Source organism: Bacteroides faecichinchillae JCM 17102 (genome assembly GCF_000614145.1).
Taxonomy (GTDB): Bacteria; Bacteroidota; Bacteroidia; order Bacteroidales; family Bacteroidaceae; genus Bacteroides; species Bacteroides faecichinchillae.
Genome location: NZ_BAKK01000005.1, coordinates 64754 through 88676 on the forward strand (window position 1 = coordinate 64754; position 23923 = coordinate 88676).

Consider the following 23923-nt stretch of genomic DNA (forward strand, 5'->3'; position numbering starts at 1 on the left):
AAAACAAATATTGTTCGAGGAATAAGCTTTTTATTTAAGTATTTGTTCAAATTCGCTTCAATAGTAAATTCATTGTTGAAGTTATGCCCCCTTCGCGTTAAAAAAAAGATTCTTCCCTTTATTCTGAATAACAGATACTTCTGTCTATCGTTATCGAATAAACTCACTTTACCTTAATGATACCATTACAGGACAATAGAAATACAAACTAATAAATATCTTTACAACTCATAATACGTAAATCCTTATTGATTATTAGTTTCAAAGTTTGAGATAAAACTATCCAAAGTTTGCCCTTCACTAGGTCTGGCATTATAGCGTCGGGCCAATCTTACAAATTCAGCCCAAGTACCATCTTCTATAGATTTCTTTTTATTACGTACACTTTGCAAATATAAAAGTTGCATACTCACTCGCTCTACCCGCTCTTTTATCGTATCGTTTTCTGCATCTTGTCTGGCAACATTGATAATCGAAAATCCTTTCTGAATAAACTCATCAGAGTATATTGGATCATTCTCTCTAATATAGATACCAAAGTGAGTTTGTGGATTAACCAACGACTGACAAAGCTGATAATATTCCATAATTTTTGGCGCTGCGTTACCGTAGTAACCATCTATGAAATCTTTTACCAATACATTAACATCCTGTTGTGGATTCCATAAAAGTTTGTTTGTCACCCATGCCTTCATCTCATCAAACTCGGCTCCACCGGATTGATATTGTGCTTCTTCGAAGACACCAATGACATTGTGTTCACGAAATGCTTTAATGTTTGGTCCCAGCACCTGAAAGTTCGGCCATGGAGCTATGTATTGGGCATAATCAACAATATAATCCCAAATAAACAAATGAGGAGCTATTTTACTCCAAGCCCTCATGTCGTCTACAAATGATTTATTCTGAGAACATTCTGCTGTAATCGGATGAGCAAAGCAACACTCTATACTACATAAGCGTACTACTACATTGTCCTTTGGACGAATACCTACAGGTGGTTTACGGGTATACTGATAAGCAAAAGTACCAATATATTTCTGTGGGAACAACAATCGGGCTTCGTCAGCAACCTGATTTACAAACCATATAATAAGCCCTGAATGACCACCATATCGCTCTTCAATGGCCTTGCAATTAGGACATTCGCAGAAAGACTGATTATCGTTTTGCGAAAGACTAAAGATTCTGTATCCCGACAGTGATTTCATTTTTTCAAATAACCGTCTCTTGCAGATGTCTAACACATTAGGATTCGATAAGCACAACTGCCCATTATCAATACGTTTACCATTTCTTAGTGCGAAATATTCCGGATGTTCTTTGAAGAATTCTTTAGCTGTAACTAGCTGTCCCATGGTATGTGCGTTCCAGTATGCTTCTATACTTCCATATAAATTATCTACTGGTCCCCATTTCATATTTTCTTTATTATGTGCACTCCATTGTGGCACATTTTCAGTCACATAATAATTAGAATAGCGATATTGAATAGCAGGCTCCTCGCTATGATGTAAAGTAACAAAATTCCATTTCTTTAGTTTGGGCACTTTAGTGCAATTTGGTGTGTACCATCGCACTCCAAACTGATCTTCCAGAAAACTAAATACTCCATACATGGTGCCACGCTTACTACCTCCGTATATGATTAGATGCTTTCCCTTGTTACAGTAAGTGAAACCCTCATAGTCAGGTGTGATATCTTGTTTTCCAACAAGTTGGCTAACTCTATCATTATAACCTACAAATATCTTTGGGCCATTAGAATTTAGCGAGTTAGTAATAGGAAGTTCTACTCCACCTATCTGCTTAATGTATGCTTGTAACTCCTCAGCAGCAGTTTGTTCGGATGAAGAGGCATCAGCAGAGATAGCTATCTGATATTTTGATTTCCCATTTTTGAACAGCACATTACTTGCCATTGTGTTCGTTGTGCAAATCAAAACGCTACATAATGTAATAACAGTAAATGATTTCCTGATTATTAATTGCATACTATTCTTGTCTTTCATATATAAAGAAGCAATTATGGTTTAACAAAGGAATCTATCAGCGAACGGTTGACATCTTTCTTCCTTCTTAAATATAACGATCCAATCGTATGTAAAGAATAGCGGAGTATTATGTATAGACCAGACTGATAAACACTGGCAAGTTATAGAAAATCTTTCAGATAACAAAGAACATAAACCTAAACATCCTCTTCATTTTATTTTTTATGCCAATACACAGCCATTGAACTTTAAAATCACTTGAACTATCGCAACGATTACTTCAGAATCATTTCTTCATAAAACTTGGAAAGCGAATCTATACCTTTACAATAAACAATAACACTTTATAAGTGTTTCATTTTCGCAATAAGCTCCTCCGCATAGTGTGCTAAATTTATAGTATCTCTAGGCATAAATGCATATTTAACTACATTACTTTTATCTAACAGTAATACAATAGGAGTCGGTACAAATTTTAATTCTCGCCTTATTAGATCTTTCTTATCATAATAAATATAATCATAGTATTCATTACGATATTGAACATTACTTGGATTCTCCATCGTTGCAATAACACAAACATTCTGACTATTATAGTCATCTATTTTTTCACTAAATTCATTCCCGCATAAATACAACTTTCACAATCAAAACAATTAAATATCAACACGATTTTTTGTCTTTGACATCCAAAACAGAATCCATAGCATTTACGACTCTACCGGATAAATCATCAAAATAAAAAGAAGAACTTACTGATTTGACTTTACTAGGTTGATTACCACAACTGAAACTGAGTAGCAGCAAGAGTATAATAAAAAAAAAGAAGAACTATATTTAAAATTCATAACGGAACGATTCAATTTTAGCTTCCAGTGCATTAAACGCATAAATATGAGTTTTAGACACACATATAGAATTATAAAAATCTGCAGGTAATGTATATGTTGCAATCACTTTCATTTCTGGATATAATGAAACACGAACGATAGTTCTTGCTTTATAGTCATCGCCATAATTACTACATAGCAAAAAAACATGGCCATCAATTCCATAAGAATCTCTTGTTAAAACATAATAAGATTTATCACTTCGAATATCCTTTTTGAGTATAAAATCAATATTATTTTTAAAAACCTCAATTCCTGACAAATCATATTTTTGAATTATTTTTTTTGTTTTAATATCATATTTCTCTATAAAAGGAAGTGCGTCTGGAACCGAAATGAAACAATCCTTTGCAAATAGGAGATCACGACCATTCATTGTCACTGTTCGCATTTCGTTACCTACTTTCTCTAAATCTCCATAGTATGAGCATGAATCTGAACGGTCTTTAAATTTGGTCAGAAATAGTCCACGAGACGATTTTTGAGGTACAAAGAATTCACCCTCCCGATAAAAAAAGCGTTTATCTAATGCTCTATCAATCGGAGTACTACCTATATATGATTCATTAAGAAACGTACTAATTCTACCCATTCCACCATCAACCACGTATACAGAGTCTGCACATATGTAAAAACTTATAGGTGCTGTTAATTCTCCTGGTCCGTTTCCCCCCTCCCTATTACACGTATTTCATTAAAACTAGTGTCAAGTACTGCAATATCCCTTCTACTAACATCCATTGTATAAATACAATTATTATAATACTGCATACACCGTATTTCTGAAAAGAAAGATGTGTCCGGATATTCAGCAATTGATTTATCAACAAGCAAATCATAAGAAACTATTTCTTTACGAGTATTAGTTATACAAGAAAAAAAAAGTATAATACATAGAAAGCCTATAAATAAGTAACGTATTTTCATAATATTTCATTTTAACAAGTTGTTTTATTTCCATCATATTCAACCCATGGTTCACTACCCCAAAGGCCTGTATTTCCTCTGCTACATTTTTTCCCTGTACAACTTACCTCTCCAGTCTCTTCCCCAATTAGATTATAACATTTCGATGAAACCGTACAAGAGTAACCAGCTTCATCCCCTGCTAAAGCCTCTATACTACTTAAAAACAAACAATAATTTGATTAATTTACATTATTCGATTTTATAAACACTAATAATGATAACAAAACAACCGAACAAAAAATAATAAGTGATTTTAATTTCATGTTTTTCAATATTAGATTTAAATTAATATTACCTCAACAAAGCATTGCAAATATAAAAAAATACATCTAGGCAAAAATTACACTTTTTTTCAAGAAACAATAACACATATCGAATACCATCTACAATTAAACGAAAGTTTCATTGTGTAGACAACGAGATATTGAAGAGACATCGTTTTATCCACATTCTTCCAATAGTACATTCCCGAACAACTTATATCCAACTCAATAGCTTGACGGAAACACTAGTAGCTTGTACCTGCTGATCCGTTTTCGATAGCAGCGACTACCTTAAACAACTAAGAAGTAAAGCAAACTTGATAAAAAAGCAAGTCCGACAAAGATCTGTATAGATTCATATACATACTATGCCGGACATATGCAAACAACACTCTTATTATTATTTATTTCCCTTCACCAAATATTGCTCTTCCTTATATGTAAATGTCACAAACAGAAATGCCAGCGCACAAGCTATCAACATCATGATGAAATACCAATTCCATCCAAATTGATCAACTACAAAACCAACACAAATATTAGCCAGCAAAGCAGTACCAAAGAAATATCCGAAGAATCCGGTCAGACCAGCTGAAGTTCCTGCTGCATTTTTAGGAGCAAGATCCAAAGCTTGAACGCCGATCAACATGACAGGACCATAAATTAAGAAACCAATCATAATCAGGCAAATAACATCAATCATGGCATGTCCCGAAGGATTAAACCAATAGATAGCAATAAATATGGCAGTCAGCACCATATAAATCATAATCGTAATGGCACGGCGTCCTTTAAAAATCTTATCACTCAGCCAACCGCAAATAATTGTTCCCGGAATAGCAGCAAACTCATAAGCAAAATAAGCCCATCCAATATCCTTTAAATTATACCCCTTCACATTTTGCAAATATGTAGGAGCCCAATCCAGACAACCATAACGCACCATATAAATGAAAGCATTAGCAATCGCTATAAACCAAAGAGTACGGTTATTCAAGACATATTTGAAAAAGATCTCTTTTGTAGTTAGCACTTCCTCACTCTTAGCACTATAGTTTCTCGGATAATCATTTCGATATTTCTCAATGGAAGGCAATCCGCAGGATTGAGGAGTATCACGAATCAACAAATAAGCAAGTATAGCAATAAATAGAGCCACAAAAGCCGGAAAACAGAATGTTCCGAAGCGCCAACTCCCCGACCAAATCAATCCATAAGCTGCCATCGGTCCTACCAATGCCCCGCCAACATTATGAGCACAATTCCAGATAGACATCTTAGTTCCCCGCTCTTTGATTGAAAACCAATGGGTCATCACCCTCCCGCAAGGAGGCCACCCCATCCCTTGAAACCAACCAATCAGAAACTGAAGAATAAACATCATAATAATGGATGATGTCCCCCATTGAGTCCCTAGAATAAAGGTTACTCCGGCTGCAAGTAACAGTCCTAAAGGAAGAAACTTCCGGGCATCACTACGGTCAGAAACACTACCCATTAAAAACTTAGACAAAGCATAAGCAATAGCATTGGCAGAAATGGCAAAACCAAGAGCGGCATGGTCATACCCCATCTGCTCTAATTCCGGCATAGCCATCGTAAAGTTTTTACGTACCAGATAATATCCAGCATAGCCCACAAAGATTCCTATAAAGACTTGTAAACGAAGCCTTTTATACTGTTTATCAATTTTTCCTGCCGGCATTTCAGCTTTAAAAGCAGGAGGAGTTAGAAAGTGTGACATAGTATATAGTTTTTCGTAATGTGTTTTCCGTTTTTATATTTTAATGCCGATTCAGTTCAATAGTTGCTTCCACATCCAATGCACCTGCCAAAATGGAAATCGGATTCATGACACGTGTCGGAGTAGACATCTCAATTTGCCATTTGCAAGTTTCGCAATCAGTAGCAACATAACTGACATGCGACTCCTGAATCTGGCGGAAAAGGGGATTACCAATTCCCTGTGAAGTTTCATAATTCTCTTTTTTAAATCCATAGGTTCCCGCAATACCGCAACATTGCGAGTTAAGCATTACAAAGTCCATCCCTGGAATCATTCGCAACAAAGAAGTGGAATAAATAGACCATCCTAACTTCTCCATATGGCAGGGAGTATGATAAGCAATCCTATTATGATAATCTTTCTTGAAAGCTAGTTTTACCTCTCCCGATTCTACCAGCCGAAATATAAAACGAGTAGCAAGCTCCGTACTCTGGCGAACATCCGCATTATCAATATCCAATAAATGGGGATACTCATCACGCAAAGTAAACACACAAGTAGAGGAAGTGGCCAATACAGGACGATTATTCTCAATCACCGACTGACGAATTGCCTTTATATTATGCAATGCTTGCTTCTTAGCTTGCGAAATAAGTCCATTAGAAATCAACGCTACCCCACAACACTTTTCGTATTCTAATAAATGTACTCCATAACCGATTGCATTCATTACTTTCACCAAATCTTTTCCTAACTGTGGAAAATTATAATTCACGTAACAACCATGAAAGTAACTAACATGACGCTGATAAGAATCCTGTTTTGCTTTCGCCTGTTGATGATACCAATTCTCAAAGGTTTGCGAAGCATATTTGGGAAACATACGCCGATGATCTATCTGAAGTACAGCATCCATCACTTTTTTTACCGGACTCAACTTAAGGGTTGCATTCACTACCGGAGCCAACTTAGTAGACATCGTTCCTACTATGTCAGTGTTAGCCAACATAATATCACGTAGTTTCGGTTTCGAACGACTATATTTAATACGTGCCGCTTGAATAATATCGCCTATCCGTACTCCAGACGGACAAGAGACTTCGCAGCGTTTACAATTCAGACAATATTTAAGAGTCGGATCAAAAAAGTCGGGCGTTTTCAACCGGAAACGTTCTCCGTCCGGTCCTGCCTGTTTGGGACCGGGAAAATCATGATTGATAGGTACTACCGGACAGTACACCGTACAGATCGTACATTTGATGCATTGCTCAAAGTTATTGTTACTTATATTATATTGCTGTGAGTTCATGATACTCTTATTTAACTATTTTATCGGCTACATTCATGGCAGACAGAATGGAAACACCCGCCCCACAACCTTCTTGCATCGGATTGAATCCAGACAAAATGGAGCCGATAGCATATAAATTACCTATTTTCTTACCTTGCATCATCGGATGAAAATCTACATCTGTTTTTACTCCGAAGTTCATGTATGGTTGAGAAGCAAAAACATCGGTTTGATACCAATTTGCACGATCTTCATCAAAGTAAACGTCTACATTAAACACCGGTTCATATACAGAGTCGGGACGGGCAATAATCCCCCGACTAAAGAAACTTCCGGAAGCCAGTACATAATTATCTGCCGACAATTCAATATCACCATGATTCGTCGTAACTATTCCTTTTATCTGTCCGTCTACTATACTCCCACGTTCTACGGTATCTCCCATCATAAAAGTTCCTCCCAATTCAATAAAGCGGCGAGTTAATTGCTGTTGGGTACGTATTCCAGGCACAGAAGGGGGCATAGTGGCTACCAGACAAAGTGGTTTCGCCAATCGGTGCTTCAAATATTGCATCGGTATGGGAGATGACAAACCAAAAACGGCAGGAAGCACCAACATATCCACTTCGTCGCACATCGGATGAAGTGCCGCAACCAACTGATTAATTGATTCATACGAATCAAACACACGCGCTATATTAGCCGAACGCATTTCTGTAGGATTAGATCGCAATTTCTCTACGGAAGGCAAACTGATAGAAGAAACTGTACACATAGCCCCACGCGCCTCAAATGAATCTGCAATAAACTGTGTATAAAAGTCCAGAAATCCTTCAAAATTAATAACGGCTACACGCGACCAAGGAAACTTATCACGATTCTCAAACGTAGTAAAATCTTCAAATGTAAGCCAAGTTTGCTTTAACATTCCCATCGGAGTCAGTCGATAATGATTTCTATCCGAATTACCTTGTACTAAAACTCCACAACGTTCCATGAACTGATTGGTATCTTCTACATATTGCTTTACTTTCTCAACTCCAATCTTTCGATAAGGATGAAACTCTTCCAATCGTCCAATCGCCTCCAACGGACGAATGACTTCGGAACCATCGGGCAACTTACCCAATAAGTCCAAAGATCCGGAAGAAAAATGCAATGCACTTTGGCCGGTAGATATAATAACGCAGTTTTGTCCTTTCTCTTGCAAACGGATACCACAGACCAATCCGGCAAACCCTCCTCCTATTATGATTGTATCAAATTTCATAAGTCTTTATCATTTTTTGTCAGTCGAGCCTAAATCACATACATTATCATACACCCACGCCGAAAACTGACTTTCACGCAGACATTCGCCCCAGGCAATGGGATACATACCTTTCCAACGCTCATTCAGAAAAGTAACTAAGTCCGCTTTTGCCCGACCGGAACACTGATGTGCCTTCCTAATAATCCGGCAGCTCGACAAGCACAAAGTTCTCCCTGACAGGTCCCCATTCCTAAACGAGTACGACGGCGAAGTGCAACCAACGTATCAGCATCCAACTCATTAAAAGCATAATCTACTTCACCGACCGTTACACTTTCGCACTCACACACAAGACTGTCATCAAATTTATTATTATTGGCTATTCTACTGGCAAGTTCACCATGACGTCCTTCTTCCGCCTTTCTCACCATTGAGATAGTGACAGCTTCTTTCTTATCCTTTACATCTACCGCCCCTCTTGATCCAGGTAACTCAACGTCAGCCGTCCGACAAATTTTATCTATACTTAGTTTCTTACAAACCAGATCGGTTGCCCATTCCGCCATCAACCGATAAGTCATCAGCTTTCCGCCCGTAATGGTTACGAATCCATCAAGTCCATCGCGTTTTTCGTGATCCAACAACACAATACCCCGGCTAATACTTCTACCGGAAGGATCATCATCGGCAGCCACCAAAGGACGAACTCCGGCATACGCACGAAGAATACGGGTCGTAGCCAATGAAGGTGCCAGCTTCTCTCCTTCTTCCAAAAGGATTTTCACTTCATCCGGAGTAACATGCATATGGTCAATCTCATCATATGGAATATGACTGGAGGTAGTACCAATTACACAAATGGTATCTCCCGGCACCAGAATATCCGCATCGGCAGGTTTACGGCAACGATTCAACACAACATTATTCACACGATGACCGAAAATCAACAAAGCTCCCTTAGCTGGGAACATATTTACTCTGACTCCTGCCAACTCTGCAATATGATGTCCCAATCCCCCAGCATTCACAGTGACAGGTGCATAGAAGTTTTTCTTTTCTTTCGTTTTATGATCAAGCACACAAACGCCGACTACACGATCCTGCTCTTTGATGAACTCAATCACTTCATGATAAGTTAGAGTCGTTGCCCCATGCATACGTGCATCCAATATATTGGCAATAGTCAATCGGAACGGATCAACGGAACCATCCGGGACTCTCACCGCCCCAATCAAACTAGGATTTGCCGAAGGCTCCAGAAGAAGTGCTTCCTTCGGGTCAATCGCTTCCGCTTCAATTCCCGCTTTCCGGCAGCTATTTATGAATGTTGTCTGATAATTTATATCATCTTCCGGTAAAGAAATAAATAAACCGGAAGTTCCTTCTACACAGTGACTTGCTATACGGCGCAAGATCATATTTTCTTTAATACATTCAGCAGCCGACTCATGATCGTTAACCGCATACCGGGCACCACTATGCAGCAGTCCATGGTTACGACTAGTTGCACCATTCGTGTAATCAAAGCGTTCCAGCAGCAACACACGCAATCCACGCATCGCACAATCGCGAGCTGTGCCGGCTCCTGTCGCACCTCCCCCAATGACAATTACATCAAATTGCTCTTTATTCGCTCTATTTCCCATTAACATTTATGTTTTTAAGCATAAAACAGCCTTTTACACATTTCGATTTACACATCTATTATTTCGTTTCGATGCAAAAATAGATATTATTTTCGATATTACGAAACATTTATATTTTCTTTTTGCCATTAACCGCATTCTTTTCAGCCTCAAAGAAAACCTAATTTCTCAGGAAAGAACAAAAAAACTTTCTTTTACGAAAAAAGAAGAGTTATTTTTATCAAACTAATTATCTTTCTATGTATATTTGTAGCCTTCATATGAATTAATAAGCGAATGAATGAAAGTAGAAAACGAAATTTAGTTAGTCAAATGAAATGTTTAACCTGATTATATAAAGGAATTATGGAGAATATTGAAATCTCAATTGAATTTAACCCTGAAATCATCCAACGGATTTACTCCATCATAAAAGAAGATCCGGACTATAAACCGAAACCATATAGACGAGGCATGTTAAGAATAGAACAAGCCTTGGAAGCTACCAGTGACACCAGAGCACTCCGTCTGGGAGATGGAATACTAGAAGAAGTCGCAGACTTGTTCACCAAACAATTCCCACGAAGAAAGGCAATTATTGTAGCCGATACAAATACATACGCTGCTGCCGGCAAACGAGTAGAGGAAGCTCTTCACAAAGCGAACATCGAACAAGAATCTCCATTCATTTTCGAATCCTCAACCTTACATGCAGAATATAGTTGTGTGACCGAATTAGTGGAATGCTTTAAGAAATGTGAAGCAATACCTATCGCAGTCGGTTCTGGCACAATTAATGACCTGACAAAACTTGCCTCTCACCTGGTAGGAAAAAGATATATGTGTGTAGCTACTGCTGCATCGATGGACGGATACACAGCTTACGGAGCTTCTATTCGTGCAAACGATATCAAACAATTATTTCCATGTGTCGCCCCACAAGCCGTTCTAGTAGACACAGACGTCATTTTGCAGTCACCGACAAAGATGACTACTTCAGGCTATGCCGACTTACTTGCAAAAATGACCGCAGGTGCCGATTGGATTATTGCGGACTGGCTGGGAGTAGAACCAATAGATGAAAAAGCATGGAAAATCACCCAAAGTGGTTTCCATGAAGCTTTACTACTGACCGAAAAGGCTTCTGTTCAGGATGAACACACCACGATTGCTAAATTAATGGAAGGTCTTATGCTGGGCGGATTTGCTATGCAACTAGTAAAAACTAACCGTCCCGCTTCAGGCGCCGAACATTTGCTTAGCAATTTCTGGGAATTGGAACGCCGGATCAAAAAGACAAAAGCAGTCAGTCATGGGGACCTTCTCAGTATTGGTATTCTTGCCATTACAGCATTTTATGAATGGGTAGTAAACGCCTCGCTTGAAGATTTGGATATACAGAAATGTTGTGCCAACTGGCCGGATGCAGAAGAATATGAACGCCAAGCCAAAGAAGCCATTTCCGAAATAGGTTTAAATGTTTGCATTCAGGAAGCAAAGGCAAAATACATCTCTCGCGAGCAACTTGGCATACAGCTTCAACAATTAAAAGAATACTGGCCAGAGATTCGTGAACGTTTGTCACAACAACTCATTCCTTACAGAGAAATGAAAGCAAAGATGAAACAAATAGGCTTACCCACCAATCCTGAAGAAGTCGGTATTTCAAGAACCCATTTACGACAGACATTTTTATGTACTCAATATATGAACCGTCGTTTCACCGTACTCGATCTGGCACTTCGCACCGGATATATGAATACCTGGCTGAATGGTTTATTCGGCAAGGGAAAGATCTGGGAAATTTGATTTCACACATAATTATAATAAGGTATAGATATTGAAAACGCCAGCCTGAGTTTACTGATAAGAGGTAAACTCAGGCTATTTTATTCATTAAACCCTCAATTTACTCTTGTAATCGAAAAGTAACAGAATCGAAGCATTTACTTTCTTTTTATATTAAAAATCCACATACAAATCCATTTTATAAGAAAATAATCATCTTTTTCCATTGGCAAACATTTCTTTTTCCATATATTTGCGACACAGAAAACAAATCAAACCGTTTAATCGAAAGTATTCGAAACACTAATACTTCAAAACGGTTTAATCTGTCAGACTAGAAACCCGCTTATTACTATGATGAAAATACACCTTTAAAATAAAACAGGAAAATGAGACAACTTACAACTACGCCTCAAGACGTTGCTAAAAAATTCCAATATTGGCAGACTCGGACGATTGTAGCTACAATGATAGGATATGCAATGTTTTATTTTGTTCGTAAGAACTTGAGTATCGCCATGCCAGCCATGCAGCTCGAACTAGGTATCACTAAAACAGACCTAGGTTTATTTCTAACCTTACATGGATTGCTCTATGGCGTATCTCGCTTTGCAAACGGTATCTTAGGCGACCGAGTAAACTCCCGCTATTTTATGGTTACAGGTTTGGTTCTCTGCGCATTCTGTAACATTCTTTTCGGTTTTTCTTCCACAGTATTAATATTAGGTATTATGTGGGTACTAAACGGATGGTTCCAAGGCATGGGATTTCCTCCTTGTGTACGATTGCTAACGCATTGGATTCCCCCTAAACAACTGGCCACCAAAATGTCTATCTGGAACACATCCCATTCCATTGGAGCTGGTTTGGTTGTTATCATCTGCGGTTATGTAGTTAATCTGGGATGCGTTGGTGCTTTTTCTTTCCTTCTATAGTTGCTTTATTAGGTGCAGTTTTTTTATGGTTCGCCCTACGGGATACTCCTAGTTCAGTAGGACTCCCCGAACTAAACATTACCAAAAAAGAAAAGAAGGATGAAGACTCGAAAGAGTTCAAGCAAATCATTCGTAAACGAGTATTTTGCAATCCTTACATCTGGATATTAGCTTTTGCCAACTTCTTTGTATATACTGTTCGTTACGCTGTACTCGACTGGGGACCGACCTTATTGGGAGAATGGAAAGGTATTTCCATTGAACACGCCAGTTGGATGGTAGCAGGTTTTGAGATATCCGGTATTATCGGAATGTTGGTAGCCGGATGGGCAACCGATCGTTTCTTTGGTGGACGCGGACCACGCGTATGTGTTATCTGTATGATTATGTCTACCGTATTTATCACTCTATTTTGGGGATTAAATCATCCGCCTATGTGGATGGCAGCTTTAATTCTAGGTTGTGCAGGTTTCTTTATTTACGGACCGCAAGCTTTAGTAGGAATTGCCGCAGCCAATATCGCAACACAAGAAGCTGCCGCAAGTGCAGCAGGATTCACTGGACTGTTTGGTTACGCAAGTACATTAATCTCTGGTTGGGGGCTGGGACTACTAGCTCAAACAATGGGTTGGAACTATGCCATCGGTGCTTTAATTATTTTCGGTTCCATTGGAGCAGTTGTCTTTATGCTCGCTTGGAAAGCTAAAGCGAATGGCTATGAAGAGGACGAAAAGAAATAGAATAGTTTTATTTTTAATATCAAATAATATGATGAAAAGATTTGCTTTTTTTACAGTATTTACACTTGCAATGTGTACAATGGTATGTGCACAAGTCAAAGTGGTAGCCCACCGAGGCTATTGGACTACTCCGGGGTCTGCTCAGAATTCTATAGCCTCCATCACAAAAGCTGATGCTATCGGTGCATTTGGTTCTGAATTTGATGTATGGATGACTACAGATGGTAAGCTGGTAGTCAATCACGACAAAAGCTTCAAAGGCGTAAACATGGAAACGACCCCATTTGCTGAAATACGCAAGGTATATCTGGATAATGGAGAACAGTTACCGACATTAGATGAATACTTAAAACATGCAGCGGCCAACACAAAAACTCGTCTCGTACTGGAAATGAAATCATTAACAGACATCAAAAGAGAAGATGAAGCCGCAGCTAAAATCGTAAAAGCTTTAAAGAAATATAAGGTACTGGACCGAACGGACATTATCGCTTTCTCTATTAATGCTTGTCTGACTTTCAAAAAATTACTTCCCGACACTAAGATTTATTACTTAGAGGGAGATATGGAACCGAAAAAGATTAAAAGATTAGGCTTTGCAGGTATCGATTATTCAATGGGAGCCATAAAGCAACATCCTGAATGGGTAAAAGAATCGCATAAACTCGGTCTGGAAGTAAATGTATGGACTGTAGATAAAGAAGATGATATGAAATATTTCATTGGTTTAGGTGTAGACTATATCACCACCAATCAGCCGGAACAATTACAAAAATTATTGGCTAAATAAAGAGATTGCTTTAAGAATAGCTAACAAAAGAGTACTTTTGCTGTTGTTTTAACAAAGAACCAGATAAAAGTGATTAAGATAAAGCAAAATACCGCGAATAAACGTATTCTCCAGATAGCTATTCCGTCCATCATCTCCAATATTACCGTACCGTTATTGGGGCTTATTGACGTTACTATTGTCGGCCATTTGGGAGCACCGTCCTACATTGGCGCCATAGCAGTGGGTGGTATGCTTTTCAATATCATATATTGGATTTTTGGTTTTCTGCGTATGGGAACCAGTGGAATGACTTCTCAGGCTTTCGGTAAGCAGGACTCAAACGAGGTAACACGATTATTAATCCGATCTGTAGGGATCGGATTATTTTTAGCTTTCTGTTTACTTTTGCTCCAATACCCTATTTGCAAGATAGCCTTTATGCTCATACATACCACTGATGAAGTGAAAGAACTGGCTATCCTCTACTTTTACATTTGTATCTGGGGAGCTCCTGCTATGTTGGGTTTATATGGTTTTGCCGGTTGGTTCATCGGCATGCAAAACTCCCGTTTTCCGATGTACATTGCCATCACTCAAAACATTGTGAATATCATTGTAAGTCTATGTTTGGTTTACTTGCTAGATATGAAAGTAGCAGGCGTAGCACCGGAACTTTAATAGCACAGTATGCAGGCTTTTTAATGGCAATCTTATTATACTTACGCTACTATAAGCCTTATAAACAGCACATTACTTGGAAAGAAATTCTGAAAAAGAAAGCAATGAATCGTTTCTTCCAAGTTAATAGAGACATTTTTTTCCGAACACTTTGCCTGGTAATTGTAACCATGTATTTCACCTCTGCCGGAGCAGCACAAGGGGAAATTGTATTGGCTGTAAACACCCTACTCATGCAATTATTTACTTTATTCTCTTACATCATGGATGGTTTTGCCTATGCCGGAGAAGCTTTAGCCGGGCGATATATAGGTGCCGGGAACCAAATCGCTCTTCACCGGATTGTACGCAAGCTTTTCCTTTGGGGATTCGGCCTTTCACTAGCATTTACATTACTTTATCTAGTAGGTGGAAAAGCATTTTTGGGCATATTAACCAATGAATCTTCAGTAATTAAGGAAGCAAACTCTTATTTTTATTGGGTGCTTGCCATTCCTCTCGCTGGTTTTTCCGCTTTCTTATGGGATGGAATCTTTATTGGTGTTACCGCCACCCGCCAAATGCTTATTTCTATGTTCATTGCATCTGCTTGCTTTTTTGGAGTTTACTATATATTTCATCATCTTCTTGGTAATCATGCACTATGGCTAGCTTTCCTTATTTATCTCTCCATGCGTGGAATTGTACAAACCTACTTGGGAAGAAAGGTCATATTTCTCTAATGAGATCCCATCTATCTGCTTCGTACATTTCTAAATCTATCTGCATCAAAAATAGGGACAGGACGACTTTCTCTTTCAGTTTTTATCTCTATCTTTGTCCGAAATTAAAAGTAAATCGATATGGCAAAGTATAAAAGAATCCTGCTAAAACTGAGCGGGGAAAGTCTGATGGGCGAAAAGCAATACGGCATTGACGAAAAAAGACTGGCTGAATATGCTGCTCAGATTAAGGATATTCACGAGCAGGGAGTACAAATAGGTATTGTGATTGGCGGAGGTAATATTTTCCGCGGTTTGAGCGGAGCCAACAAAGGTTTCGATCGTGTGAAAGGTGATCAGATGGGAATGTTGGCTACCGTTATCAACAGTCTTGCATTAAGTTCCGCGCTAGTAGCAGCCGGAGTGAAAGCCCGCGTACTGACAGCCGTTCGTATGGAACCTATCGGTGAATTCTACAGCAAATGGAAAGCTATCGAATGCATGGAAAATGGTGAAATCGTTATCATGTCCGGCGGAACAGGTAATCCTTTCTTCACTACAGATACCGGCTCTTCTTTAAGAGGTATCGAAATCGAAGCAGATGTTATGTTGAAAGGCACCCGAGTAGACGGTATCTATACTGCCGACCCAGAAAAGGATCCGACTGCTACCAAGTTCCACGATATTACATATGACGAAGTATTAAAACGTGGCCTGAAAGTAATGGACCTGACCGCTACCTGTATGTGCAAAGAAAATAATCTGCCAATTGTAGTATTCGATATGGATACTGTTGGCAACTTAAAGAAAGTAATCAGTGGCGAAGAAATAGGAACTGTCGTTCACAACTAATCCTCTCCATTGGTATATTACCACGAATAACATGCTTTTTCACATAAACAATAAAGTAAGCGATCTTCAACTATGGATTCGCATTCTTATTTAATCAATTGAAACTTCATAGTATTCGTGGTCTTTTTATTTCTCCTTCTCTATTTTATACCCCAAATGCTTTACCAACTTTATTGTATTTAAAGCAGTATTCCGGTCATATTCTTTCTCCCCTTCCGGCAATTCTTCATAAGGAACGAGACAAGGATGTTTTTTATGTACATCATCACGTTCCGGGCCATAAGTCCATCCTTCATCCATTCGGGATTTAGACCATACCTCATGTACATTCTTTGCAATCATTTCCGACAACTCAATAAGAGATTCGGGTAATTCTACTGATGAGAGGTCCATTGGAGAAGGAATATAAGTTTGTCTATTATCTTTCATATTTACTGTTATTTATAGATTCTTTTGTCATATACGTAATGCCAACTCACAAAGATAGCATTACTTATCAGATTTAATTCAACCTAAACAGATAAATAATCGGATAAGTTCAGGTTTCCCGCCCTGATCTTATCCGATTCGTATTTTCAGTAGAACTTCTTAATCCGCCAAAGGAGTAATACGTATATTCGTGATATTCATATTTTCTGTACGGAATTGCATACGTTCCGGAGTCAATTTTTCACGATAAGATACCATTGTACGCTCTCCGGCAATCTCCGTATCCACAAGAGAACCGTCAAATTTATCAGAGGCTTTGACAACCATACGTACCCTAAAAGGTTGGTCCGTATCAATCAAATTCTCAATGGCATAATTACGTCCTTGCTGTGGAGCACCACCTTCACGTAAAGAACGTTCACGAGTAGTCCAATCACCGGCAAAAGAGTATTGTGCTCGCTTTTCAGCACCATCCAGTTTCCATTCACAGGCATCCTGCATACCTTTATCAATAGAGGGCAACAAACAGACTGACAACTTTCCGCCAGAAGTAATCGGAGTGACATCAAAAGTTAATAAGAAAGAATTAGAAGGTAAAGTCTCTATCTTCGTCGAATTCTCCGGAATCGTTGTAACTTCCGTTGAGGTTGCAGGTAGCAATTCATCCATCCATTTCGTACCGATACGTCCTTCAGGCAATTGTACAAGTTCATGAATTACTAATGGTCCGCCCCAAGCTTTCATCCACATCCATCCTGCCATCACAAAACGGTTGTCGAATATTTCCGTAATAGTCGGTACACACGAACCGTTATAAAAATCCGTACCTGTTGCTACCATATCCTGATAAGCAGAATCCGGTTGCGCAGTTGGCTTAATCCATAAACGGGTAAAACCTCCGATGATGTAATCATAATCTCCCCAATGGAAGAAGAAAGTACAGTCACCTCCTAAAGGGAAGTTCTCGTCCAAACAACGCCAGCCACCACTCACAGAATCAGAAGCCCACGTACCACGAGCACCATAATTGGCCAACATCTTCAAATTCCCTTTCGGATCGACATAGATACTTGGATTTTCACAAGGGTGAAACAAAACACCTGTCTTACGGAAATGAATGCCATCATCACTTACCGAATAAGAGGATCCCGCTGCAACACCCGACATCTGATGGCGGTCAAAGTTACCTGTATGTCCATTATCCTCCAAGTACTTATACAGTTCGGGGAGTGTAGTTTCTTCACGAGGATAGATACGAGTGGTATGATAGCCATAGCTAATACAAAGCTGGTTATTGAAAACAAAAGGAGTACCTGTGCCAAATGTTTCCCATTGTTCTTCAATAGGCACAGCTGCCTCATGCTCTGTCCAATGCCGGAAATCCTTCGTTGAAAGATGTTCGAAATAATGTCCGCCCCGTCCGAACTTACTTTGATGTCCGCGACGATCATATAAATAGAAAAGATGATAAGTTCCGTCATGATACAGACTGACAACATCCCCTACCCACGCATTATGTCCGGTAGGTGTCCAGAATTGTACTTGGGGCTGTAATCCCGCTTCTGCTCCGCCCATGCGTTCGGGTTGTATAGCCGGATAAAACAACTCAGCTTGTGAAACAAATGTTGTGTCTATCTTCCAACGTTCCATTTTCTCCACCAGAGGATACCCTAAAGGGAAATCATTATCCAACAATTGCCCATCTACATACATAGTCCAACGAACACCGGAAAAGTTTAAAACAACTTCATGTTCTCCCCACGGTTGTTCCAACATAGCCAACGGAATACCTACTGTCATTCGTTCCATATGTCCATCTACCGGAGACTTTAATTCCAGTCCGGCTTCCAAAACCGGAACAGTACCATCCTGCATTTTATATGCCGGATAATTCTGCTTATTACGGTCGAAAGGATTATATTGTTTAAGGCAAACATCCAGTACTCCAGGTATTTCTATGAGATGACGGTCAAAAGTCGGTGTGCACAAGTTTACCTTACATTTAATCGTAAAACCTTTCTCTATATCTGAAAGAACAGGTAGCGTGCCTTCAACCGAATCTCCGTTCAATTCCGCTTGCGCTACGGCAGGCACATTTAAATTCCAATTATTATTCAGTAAATGTATTCGTGCTCCTTCCTGTTCACTACCGGTTTGTTCGCAAGAGATCATTCCTCCGTCATTAGGTACAAAGACCAATTATCCATACATATTTCTTCATACTTTCAATTGTGTTTCTATATAAATAAATCAATTATCCAAATGTTAGTTCCATACGCTTATCAGCCAATTGATACAGTTTACATAGCTTTAAGAGTAGCTTTCATATTTCCTATTATTCTAATAGTATCATTTGTGTTCTGTATCCGTAAAAATAGCAGGCGGAAAATCATATAATGCAGCCTGATCATCCGATGGATTTGTCATGTGCGTGTCCAAATCACCATACCAAAACAGAGTTGAAGCATAATCTACCTTCCCCCCATCCCAACTGATCAGTTCAAATTCAAACTTCAAATGTTCATTAAACGGTACATTATCCAAATTACGGGTACGGACAAAAGTATTATATCCCGGGATGCCTCATCATCTTCTCTCGGAGCTCCTCCAAACGGATTAAAATAGACGTGAATAGGTGCGAAGGTCGTGTTATAATAATCTTCTGTACCACATCCGAAATGAGAAGGGAAAGTGTCGTTATCTATCCAAATATGCTCGTCACCTTCGCCATACCAGCGTGGAGAATGATTATAAAGAGACAACATATCGCCTTTAAAAACACCTTTTCCTTTCAACGTTCCCATATTATAGTCTATTCCGCAATTCGTAGGCAAGCCATTTTCCTGTCGCCAGTCAGCATGGAAATAGAGTGTATTATTTTCCCATTTCCAATCGGAAAGACAAGCTTTTACTTCCAAAGTAACCGGATAGCCGGAAATATTATTGATTTCAATTTCCGCTTGTTCCTGATAAGGCATCGCAAATCGTAAAAACGCTTTACCTTTGCCATCCGCTTCCAAATAATAACTATCCACAGCAGGAGCACCCATACCGGCACCAATAAGATCACTTAATGGTACACGAACCGTTCTTTTGCCATCAAAAGAGATATTCACGATCAGTCCCCTCATCAATGAAGCATAATGAATGGAATCAAATTCTGAAATTTGGAATAGTAGACTACGAATAGCTTTTCCTCCTTTAGGTAATTCCATAAAGATGGATGCTCCGGCAGCCATAGACTCCTTCCGGCTGACCGGATTATCTCCATAAGTACGAGGGTGCATCAACTGATTGCTCACTTGTTGTGCTCTCGCCTGCAACTCATTCGCTTCTTCCAAAGTAAAAGTCCTGACTTCCGTATTCTTTGGATAGGTACGGCACGAAGCATGGAAGAAATAATCACGATCTACATTGTCTACCGTAATCTTGCAGCTTTTCGCATAAGGAAGCGGATAATAAAAACTGCTGCCTTGTGTCGTATCATAATGCTCGTGACGATAGAGTAATCCTTCAGGAATTGCCAGCGGGAATTTAGCAATGTCATAAGCGGGAATTAAAATAGCAGCTTCTTCCGCTCCATCCAAGTAGATACGCAAATTCGCTCCGTTAGCACCACCCGTTGTTATCATACGGGTAATGACTCCCGGACCTTCTTCGTCAAACAATACTTTTTCTACCCTACCGTTATTGGACTCATAACGAACAAAACCTGTGTTATCCCGATTTGCATGCCACGAAGAAGTGCCCGGAAGTACAGATCGCCTATCATAGCTAGAGACATGCTTGGTAGTAAAAGCCGGTTCCGGAAAAGCAACGTCCGCCTCTACAGATACCATTTCATCCAGCAAATTCTCTAAAGCTATACAATTAGTCTTATCATTTCCCGAACTGCATGAACTTAATGCCATTAAGCAAGAGCATAATGTTATCCATAAGAAGCATAATACTTTCACATACAAATTTCTTATTACCACTATACTCATACTCTGACTGATTATTTCTTATCTGATACCATATTGCAAACACATGCTCCCAAAGCGGCTTCTTCCTGTACATTGGATAAATACAAGGAATAACCAAAGCGTTCTTCAAGTGCTTGACGTATTAACGGATTCTTTTTTATGCCATTCCCCGATCCAACTAATATTGTTTTATTCTGTCTGACTGAATCAGGAATTAGCCGGAAGTAATCATATAAGCTCTGACTGATTCCTTTGACAAATCCCCGTATCAAATTCTCAGGAGTAAAATTAGAAAGTGATATATGGTCTATTTTCCCTCTTTTGTCCGGTTCCACTCGTGTTCCGCTAAATAAAGTTTCCACTTCGATACCGTCATTGGTATTCGTTTGATAGGGAATAGAAATCATACGTTCATACAGTTCATGACTGCTTTTCTCTATTCCTGTAAAAAGCTTCACCGTATCAGCGAAGAAATCCTTTAGCATAGCAAATGAGGCACCACCACATAAAGGAGCACCAACCAGAATATATCCACCTCCGGGCAATGGACGGATATCCAACCCTTCAATTTCCACATAACGGTCTGTGCAAACAGATATTTGACTGCTAGTACCTATCGTTATATGTATGGAATGCTCAATGTCTTTCACTGATCCTAAAAATGCTGCCTGATTATCACCAATCGCAACGTATACAGGAATATTTTCACAATACCCCACCAATGAGCCGGAGGTATAACTTCCGGCAATAAGGTTCTGTCTAAATGTATTGCGTCACAAGCCGATACATCGAACAACAAACGTCTTTTATCGAAAAGCCCTAATCCGGCAGCATTGGAATAATCGATAAGCGGTTCATTTCGACGGCATAGCTTCATGGCCACATAATCCATAATGGTACACAGCTTATTGGCAGACGAAGGAACCAGATTGTTTTGTTCATTATAAAAGTGAGTTACCAATCCATAGCCTGTAGCCATCGGATATCCTGTTTTCTGATTCAGAAAACTTGCATAGCTTCGCCCTTCTTTATAAATCAGATTTCCCCTGCCATCCTGCCACGTATATAACGGACTGACAGCTTCACCGCATGTATCCACATACAACACGCCATGCATCTGTCCGGAGAATCCGATTCCTTTTATATCAGTACATTGCTGTCTGAACTCCAAAAGGATTTCCTCTACAATATGAAAGATAGCATCCGCATCCTGTGTTTTCTCCCATTGATTGCCAGAGATAATACTTGTATTATTATCCTTTACAATCGTGATGTAGTCTTCTGTTGATAGATTATAAGCGACACCACAAACAGAACTCGTACCTATATCAATTCCTACGCAATACATATTTATCAGTTTTGTTTCAACTACATGAGATAAGGTAAAGGACTCACTACTTCTTCTTTACCAGAACTTTCATTTATCTTGGCATCCAAATCTCCATACCAATAGTTTGTCACTGCATAATCCACCTTACCCGGATTCCAGCTCAACATTTCAATATCAAACCGGTATAATTTCTGAAATGGAATGCCATCCAGATTTCGGGTACGTACAAAAGCATTAAAACCATGTGAAGAAGGATTGTCTGCTCGCGGTGCACCTCCATATGGAGTATGGAAAGGAACCACCGGTGCCCAAGAACAGTTGTAATGATCTTCCGTACCCGTCCCATGATGGGAAGGGAAGACATCATTATCCACCCATATTTTCTCATCTCCTTCACCGTACCAATCGGGAGCATAGTTAAACAATGAAAGCAAATCGCCTTTAAAGACTCCTCTACCATTGATTGTGATATAGTTCCACATATGATCCCCCTTATGGTCATCATATCGGTTTGATAATTCAATCCCTCTCTCCTGCTTCCAAGTCGTATGAAAATAAAGCGTATTCTTGTTCCACTTCCAGTCTGACACATGTGCTCTGACATTCATCCAGACAGGGAATTCAAATAAGTTCTCCACTTCTATCTTAGCATTTTCTTTATAAGGCATTACCCAGCGTGATGTGATATGTCCACGACCGTCTGCATCCATATACCAGCTATCTACCTTCGGAGCTCCCAATCCTGCTCCTGAAAAATCCCCTAACGGCGCCCAAACCGTTTCTTTTCCATCAAAAGAAATTTTGAGTATCAACTGCCGCATCATCTTTGCATAGTCTCCTTTCCGGCAATGTACATCAATAATCAATGAACGGACCGCATGACTTCCGGCAGGAAGTTCCAATGAGCTTTTTTGATTAGGAGCAATGTCCATAGCAAACTCACGACGTTCGCCACCTTTAAAAGTCTGAGGATTCCAAAGTGCCTTATTTACATCCTGTATCTTCTCTTGCATGATATGAGAATGTACCTGTCCCGGATGAAAAGTTTCGACTTCTGTTCCTGGGGCATAAGTGCGGTATTCAATTTCATGATATCGCGGTGACCAAGTGTTCCTATCTTTATTGGGCTCTTCGAAAGTAATCCGACAGCTTTTCTGATAAGGAAGTGGAAACATAAATGTATTTCCTCCTGCACCTTCGGGGGTGTAATTGGTATGAATTAAAGAAAGTGCATCACCTACCCTGAAAGGAGCACGTGTCATATCGTAAGCGGGAATTACCAGTCGTGGATTTTCTTCGCCATCAAAATAAAAACGAAGGGTACCATTCTTTACATTTGTAGTCAGCCAGATACGTGTAACTACTCCCGGCCCTTCATAATCGAACATGACTTTTTCTACGCGACCTTGAATCGTATCCAATCTCATGCAACCGAAACCATCGTCATTGGCATACCACCAGTCTTTATCAGGAGATACCGTCCGGCGATCATAACTGCTAATCATTTTACACGTATAATAAGGATCCGGAAACTCCGCTGCCTTTTCGAATGAAATCATTTCATCCAACAAAGTGCTTATTGTCACTTTATCGGACGCTATAGAACGCTCCCCTATAATCAGAAAAGCTGCTAAACATATTCCTTTAATTCTATTCATAATTTTAGTTTATTAAATATACGGAGATGAGTATCACAAAAGTACATTATTTTTCCACAAGTACA

Annotated in this window: 15 protein-coding genes and 3 pseudogenes; 5 read left to right on the forward strand and 13 right to left on the reverse strand. The window is 39.3% G+C overall.

Annotation, left to right across the window (positions count from 1 at the left end; genetic code table 11):
* Nucleotides 1-245: 245 nt before the first annotated feature.
* From JCM17102_RS03950 to glpA, 6 genes and pseudogenes are all read right to left on the reverse strand, one after another.
* Complete coding sequence (locus JCM17102_RS03950; RefSeq protein ID WP_025074079.1) at nucleotides 246-1922, reverse strand: glycoside hydrolase family 20 protein; 1677 nt, start codon at nucleotides 1920-1922, stop codon at nucleotides 246-248.
* 909 nt (nucleotides 1923-2831) lie between these two features.
* Complete coding sequence (locus JCM17102_RS03960) at nucleotides 2832-3491, reverse strand: hypothetical protein (RefSeq protein WP_025074081.1); 660 nt, start codon at nucleotides 3489-3491, stop codon at nucleotides 2832-2834.
* Between the two features lie 1025 nt (nucleotides 3492-4516).
* Entirely contained in the window at nucleotides 4517-5860 is a 1344-nt protein-coding gene (glpT, locus tag JCM17102_RS03975; RefSeq protein ID WP_025074083.1) for a glycerol-3-phosphate transporter, read from the reverse strand.
* A gap of 40 nt (nucleotides 5861-5900) precedes the next feature.
* A complete protein-coding gene (glpC, locus tag JCM17102_RS03980; RefSeq protein ID WP_025074084.1) occupies nucleotides 5901-7151 on the reverse strand; it encodes an anaerobic glycerol-3-phosphate dehydrogenase subunit GlpC in 1251 nt (416 codons plus the stop codon).
* Nucleotides 7152-7158: 7 nt separating this feature from the next.
* Nucleotides 7159-8403 carry a glycerol-3-phosphate dehydrogenase subunit GlpB gene (glpB, locus tag JCM17102_RS03985; protein WP_025074085.1) on the reverse strand — a complete coding sequence of 415 codons (1245 nt, stop codon included), beginning with the start codon at nucleotides 8401-8403 and terminating at the stop codon, nucleotides 7159-7161.
* A 9-nt stretch (nucleotides 8404-8412) separates the two neighbouring features.
* Nucleotides 8413-10031: pseudogene (gene glpA / locus JCM17102_RS26095) on the reverse strand (anaerobic glycerol-3-phosphate dehydrogenase subunit A).
* Nucleotides 10032-10376: 345 nt separating this feature from the next.
* Here glpA and JCM17102_RS03995 point away from each other — a divergent pair.
* The 5 genes and pseudogenes from JCM17102_RS03995 (at nucleotide 10377) to pyrH (ending at nucleotide 16476) form a co-directional block, all read left to right on the forward strand.
* Entirely contained in the window at nucleotides 10377-11819 is a 1443-nt protein-coding gene (locus tag JCM17102_RS03995; RefSeq protein ID WP_234982998.1) for a sn-glycerol-1-phosphate dehydrogenase, read from the forward strand.
* 368 nt (nucleotides 11820-12187) lie between these two features.
* Nucleotides 12188-13473, forward strand: a pseudogene (locus JCM17102_RS26100) (MFS transporter).
* A 28-nt stretch (nucleotides 13474-13501) separates the two neighbouring features.
* Entirely contained in the window at nucleotides 13502-14263 is a 762-nt protein-coding gene (locus JCM17102_RS04005) for a glycerophosphodiester phosphodiesterase family protein (protein WP_025074087.1), read from the forward strand.
* 69 nt (nucleotides 14264-14332) lie between these two features.
* Nucleotides 14333-15645: pseudogene (locus JCM17102_RS26105) on the forward strand (MATE family efflux transporter).
* 120 nt (nucleotides 15646-15765) lie between these two features.
* The gene (pyrH, locus tag JCM17102_RS04015; RefSeq protein WP_025074088.1) at nucleotides 15766-16476 is read left to right on the forward strand and encodes a UMP kinase; all 711 of its coding nucleotides are present in this window, start codon (nucleotides 15766-15768) and stop codon (nucleotides 16474-16476) included.
* A 126-nt stretch (nucleotides 16477-16602) separates the two neighbouring features.
* Here pyrH and JCM17102_RS04020 read toward each other — a convergent pair whose 3' ends face one another.
* The 7 genes from JCM17102_RS04020 to JCM17102_RS04040 all read right to left on the reverse strand — a co-directional run bounded on the left by JCM17102_RS04020 (nucleotide 16603) and on the right by JCM17102_RS04040 (nucleotide 23858).
* Nucleotides 16603-16905, reverse strand: a complete 303-nt coding sequence (locus tag JCM17102_RS04020) for a RyR domain-containing protein (protein WP_025074089.1) — start codon at nucleotides 16903-16905, stop codon at nucleotides 16603-16605.
* Between the two features lie 159 nt (nucleotides 16906-17064).
* On the reverse strand, nucleotides 17065-19104 hold the full coding sequence (locus JCM17102_RS04025; RefSeq protein ID WP_025074090.1) for a glycoside hydrolase family protein: 2040 nt from the start codon (nucleotides 19102-19104) through the stop codon (nucleotides 17065-17067).
* Nucleotides 19105-19254: 150 nt separating this feature from the next.
* Complete coding sequence (locus tag JCM17102_RS31250; RefSeq protein WP_275564320.1) at nucleotides 19255-19422, reverse strand: hypothetical protein; 168 nt, start codon at nucleotides 19420-19422, stop codon at nucleotides 19255-19257.
* The gene (locus tag JCM17102_RS26110) at nucleotides 19419-20861 is read right to left on the reverse strand and encodes a DUF2961 domain-containing protein (protein ID WP_275564321.1); all 1443 of its coding nucleotides are present in this window, start codon (nucleotides 20859-20861) and stop codon (nucleotides 19419-19421) included. The genes JCM17102_RS31250 and JCM17102_RS26110 overlap by 4 nt, the downstream gene beginning before the upstream one ends.
* Before the next feature lie 41 nt (nucleotides 20862-20902).
* Nucleotides 20903-21592 carry a hypothetical protein gene (locus JCM17102_RS31255; RefSeq protein ID WP_308417288.1) on the reverse strand — a complete coding sequence of 230 codons (690 nt, stop codon included), beginning with the start codon at nucleotides 21590-21592 and terminating at the stop codon, nucleotides 20903-20905.
* The gene (locus JCM17102_RS31260; RefSeq protein WP_051572759.1) at nucleotides 21526-22218 is read right to left on the reverse strand and encodes an FGGY family carbohydrate kinase; all 693 of its coding nucleotides are present in this window, start codon (nucleotides 22216-22218) and stop codon (nucleotides 21526-21528) included. The genes JCM17102_RS31255 and JCM17102_RS31260 overlap by 67 nt, the downstream gene beginning before the upstream one ends.
* A gap of 20 nt (nucleotides 22219-22238) precedes the next feature.
* A complete protein-coding gene (locus JCM17102_RS04040) occupies nucleotides 22239-23858 on the reverse strand; it encodes a glycoside hydrolase family 172 protein (protein WP_025074091.1) in 1620 nt (539 codons plus the stop codon).
* Between the last annotated feature and the right edge of the window lie 65 nt (nucleotides 23859-23923).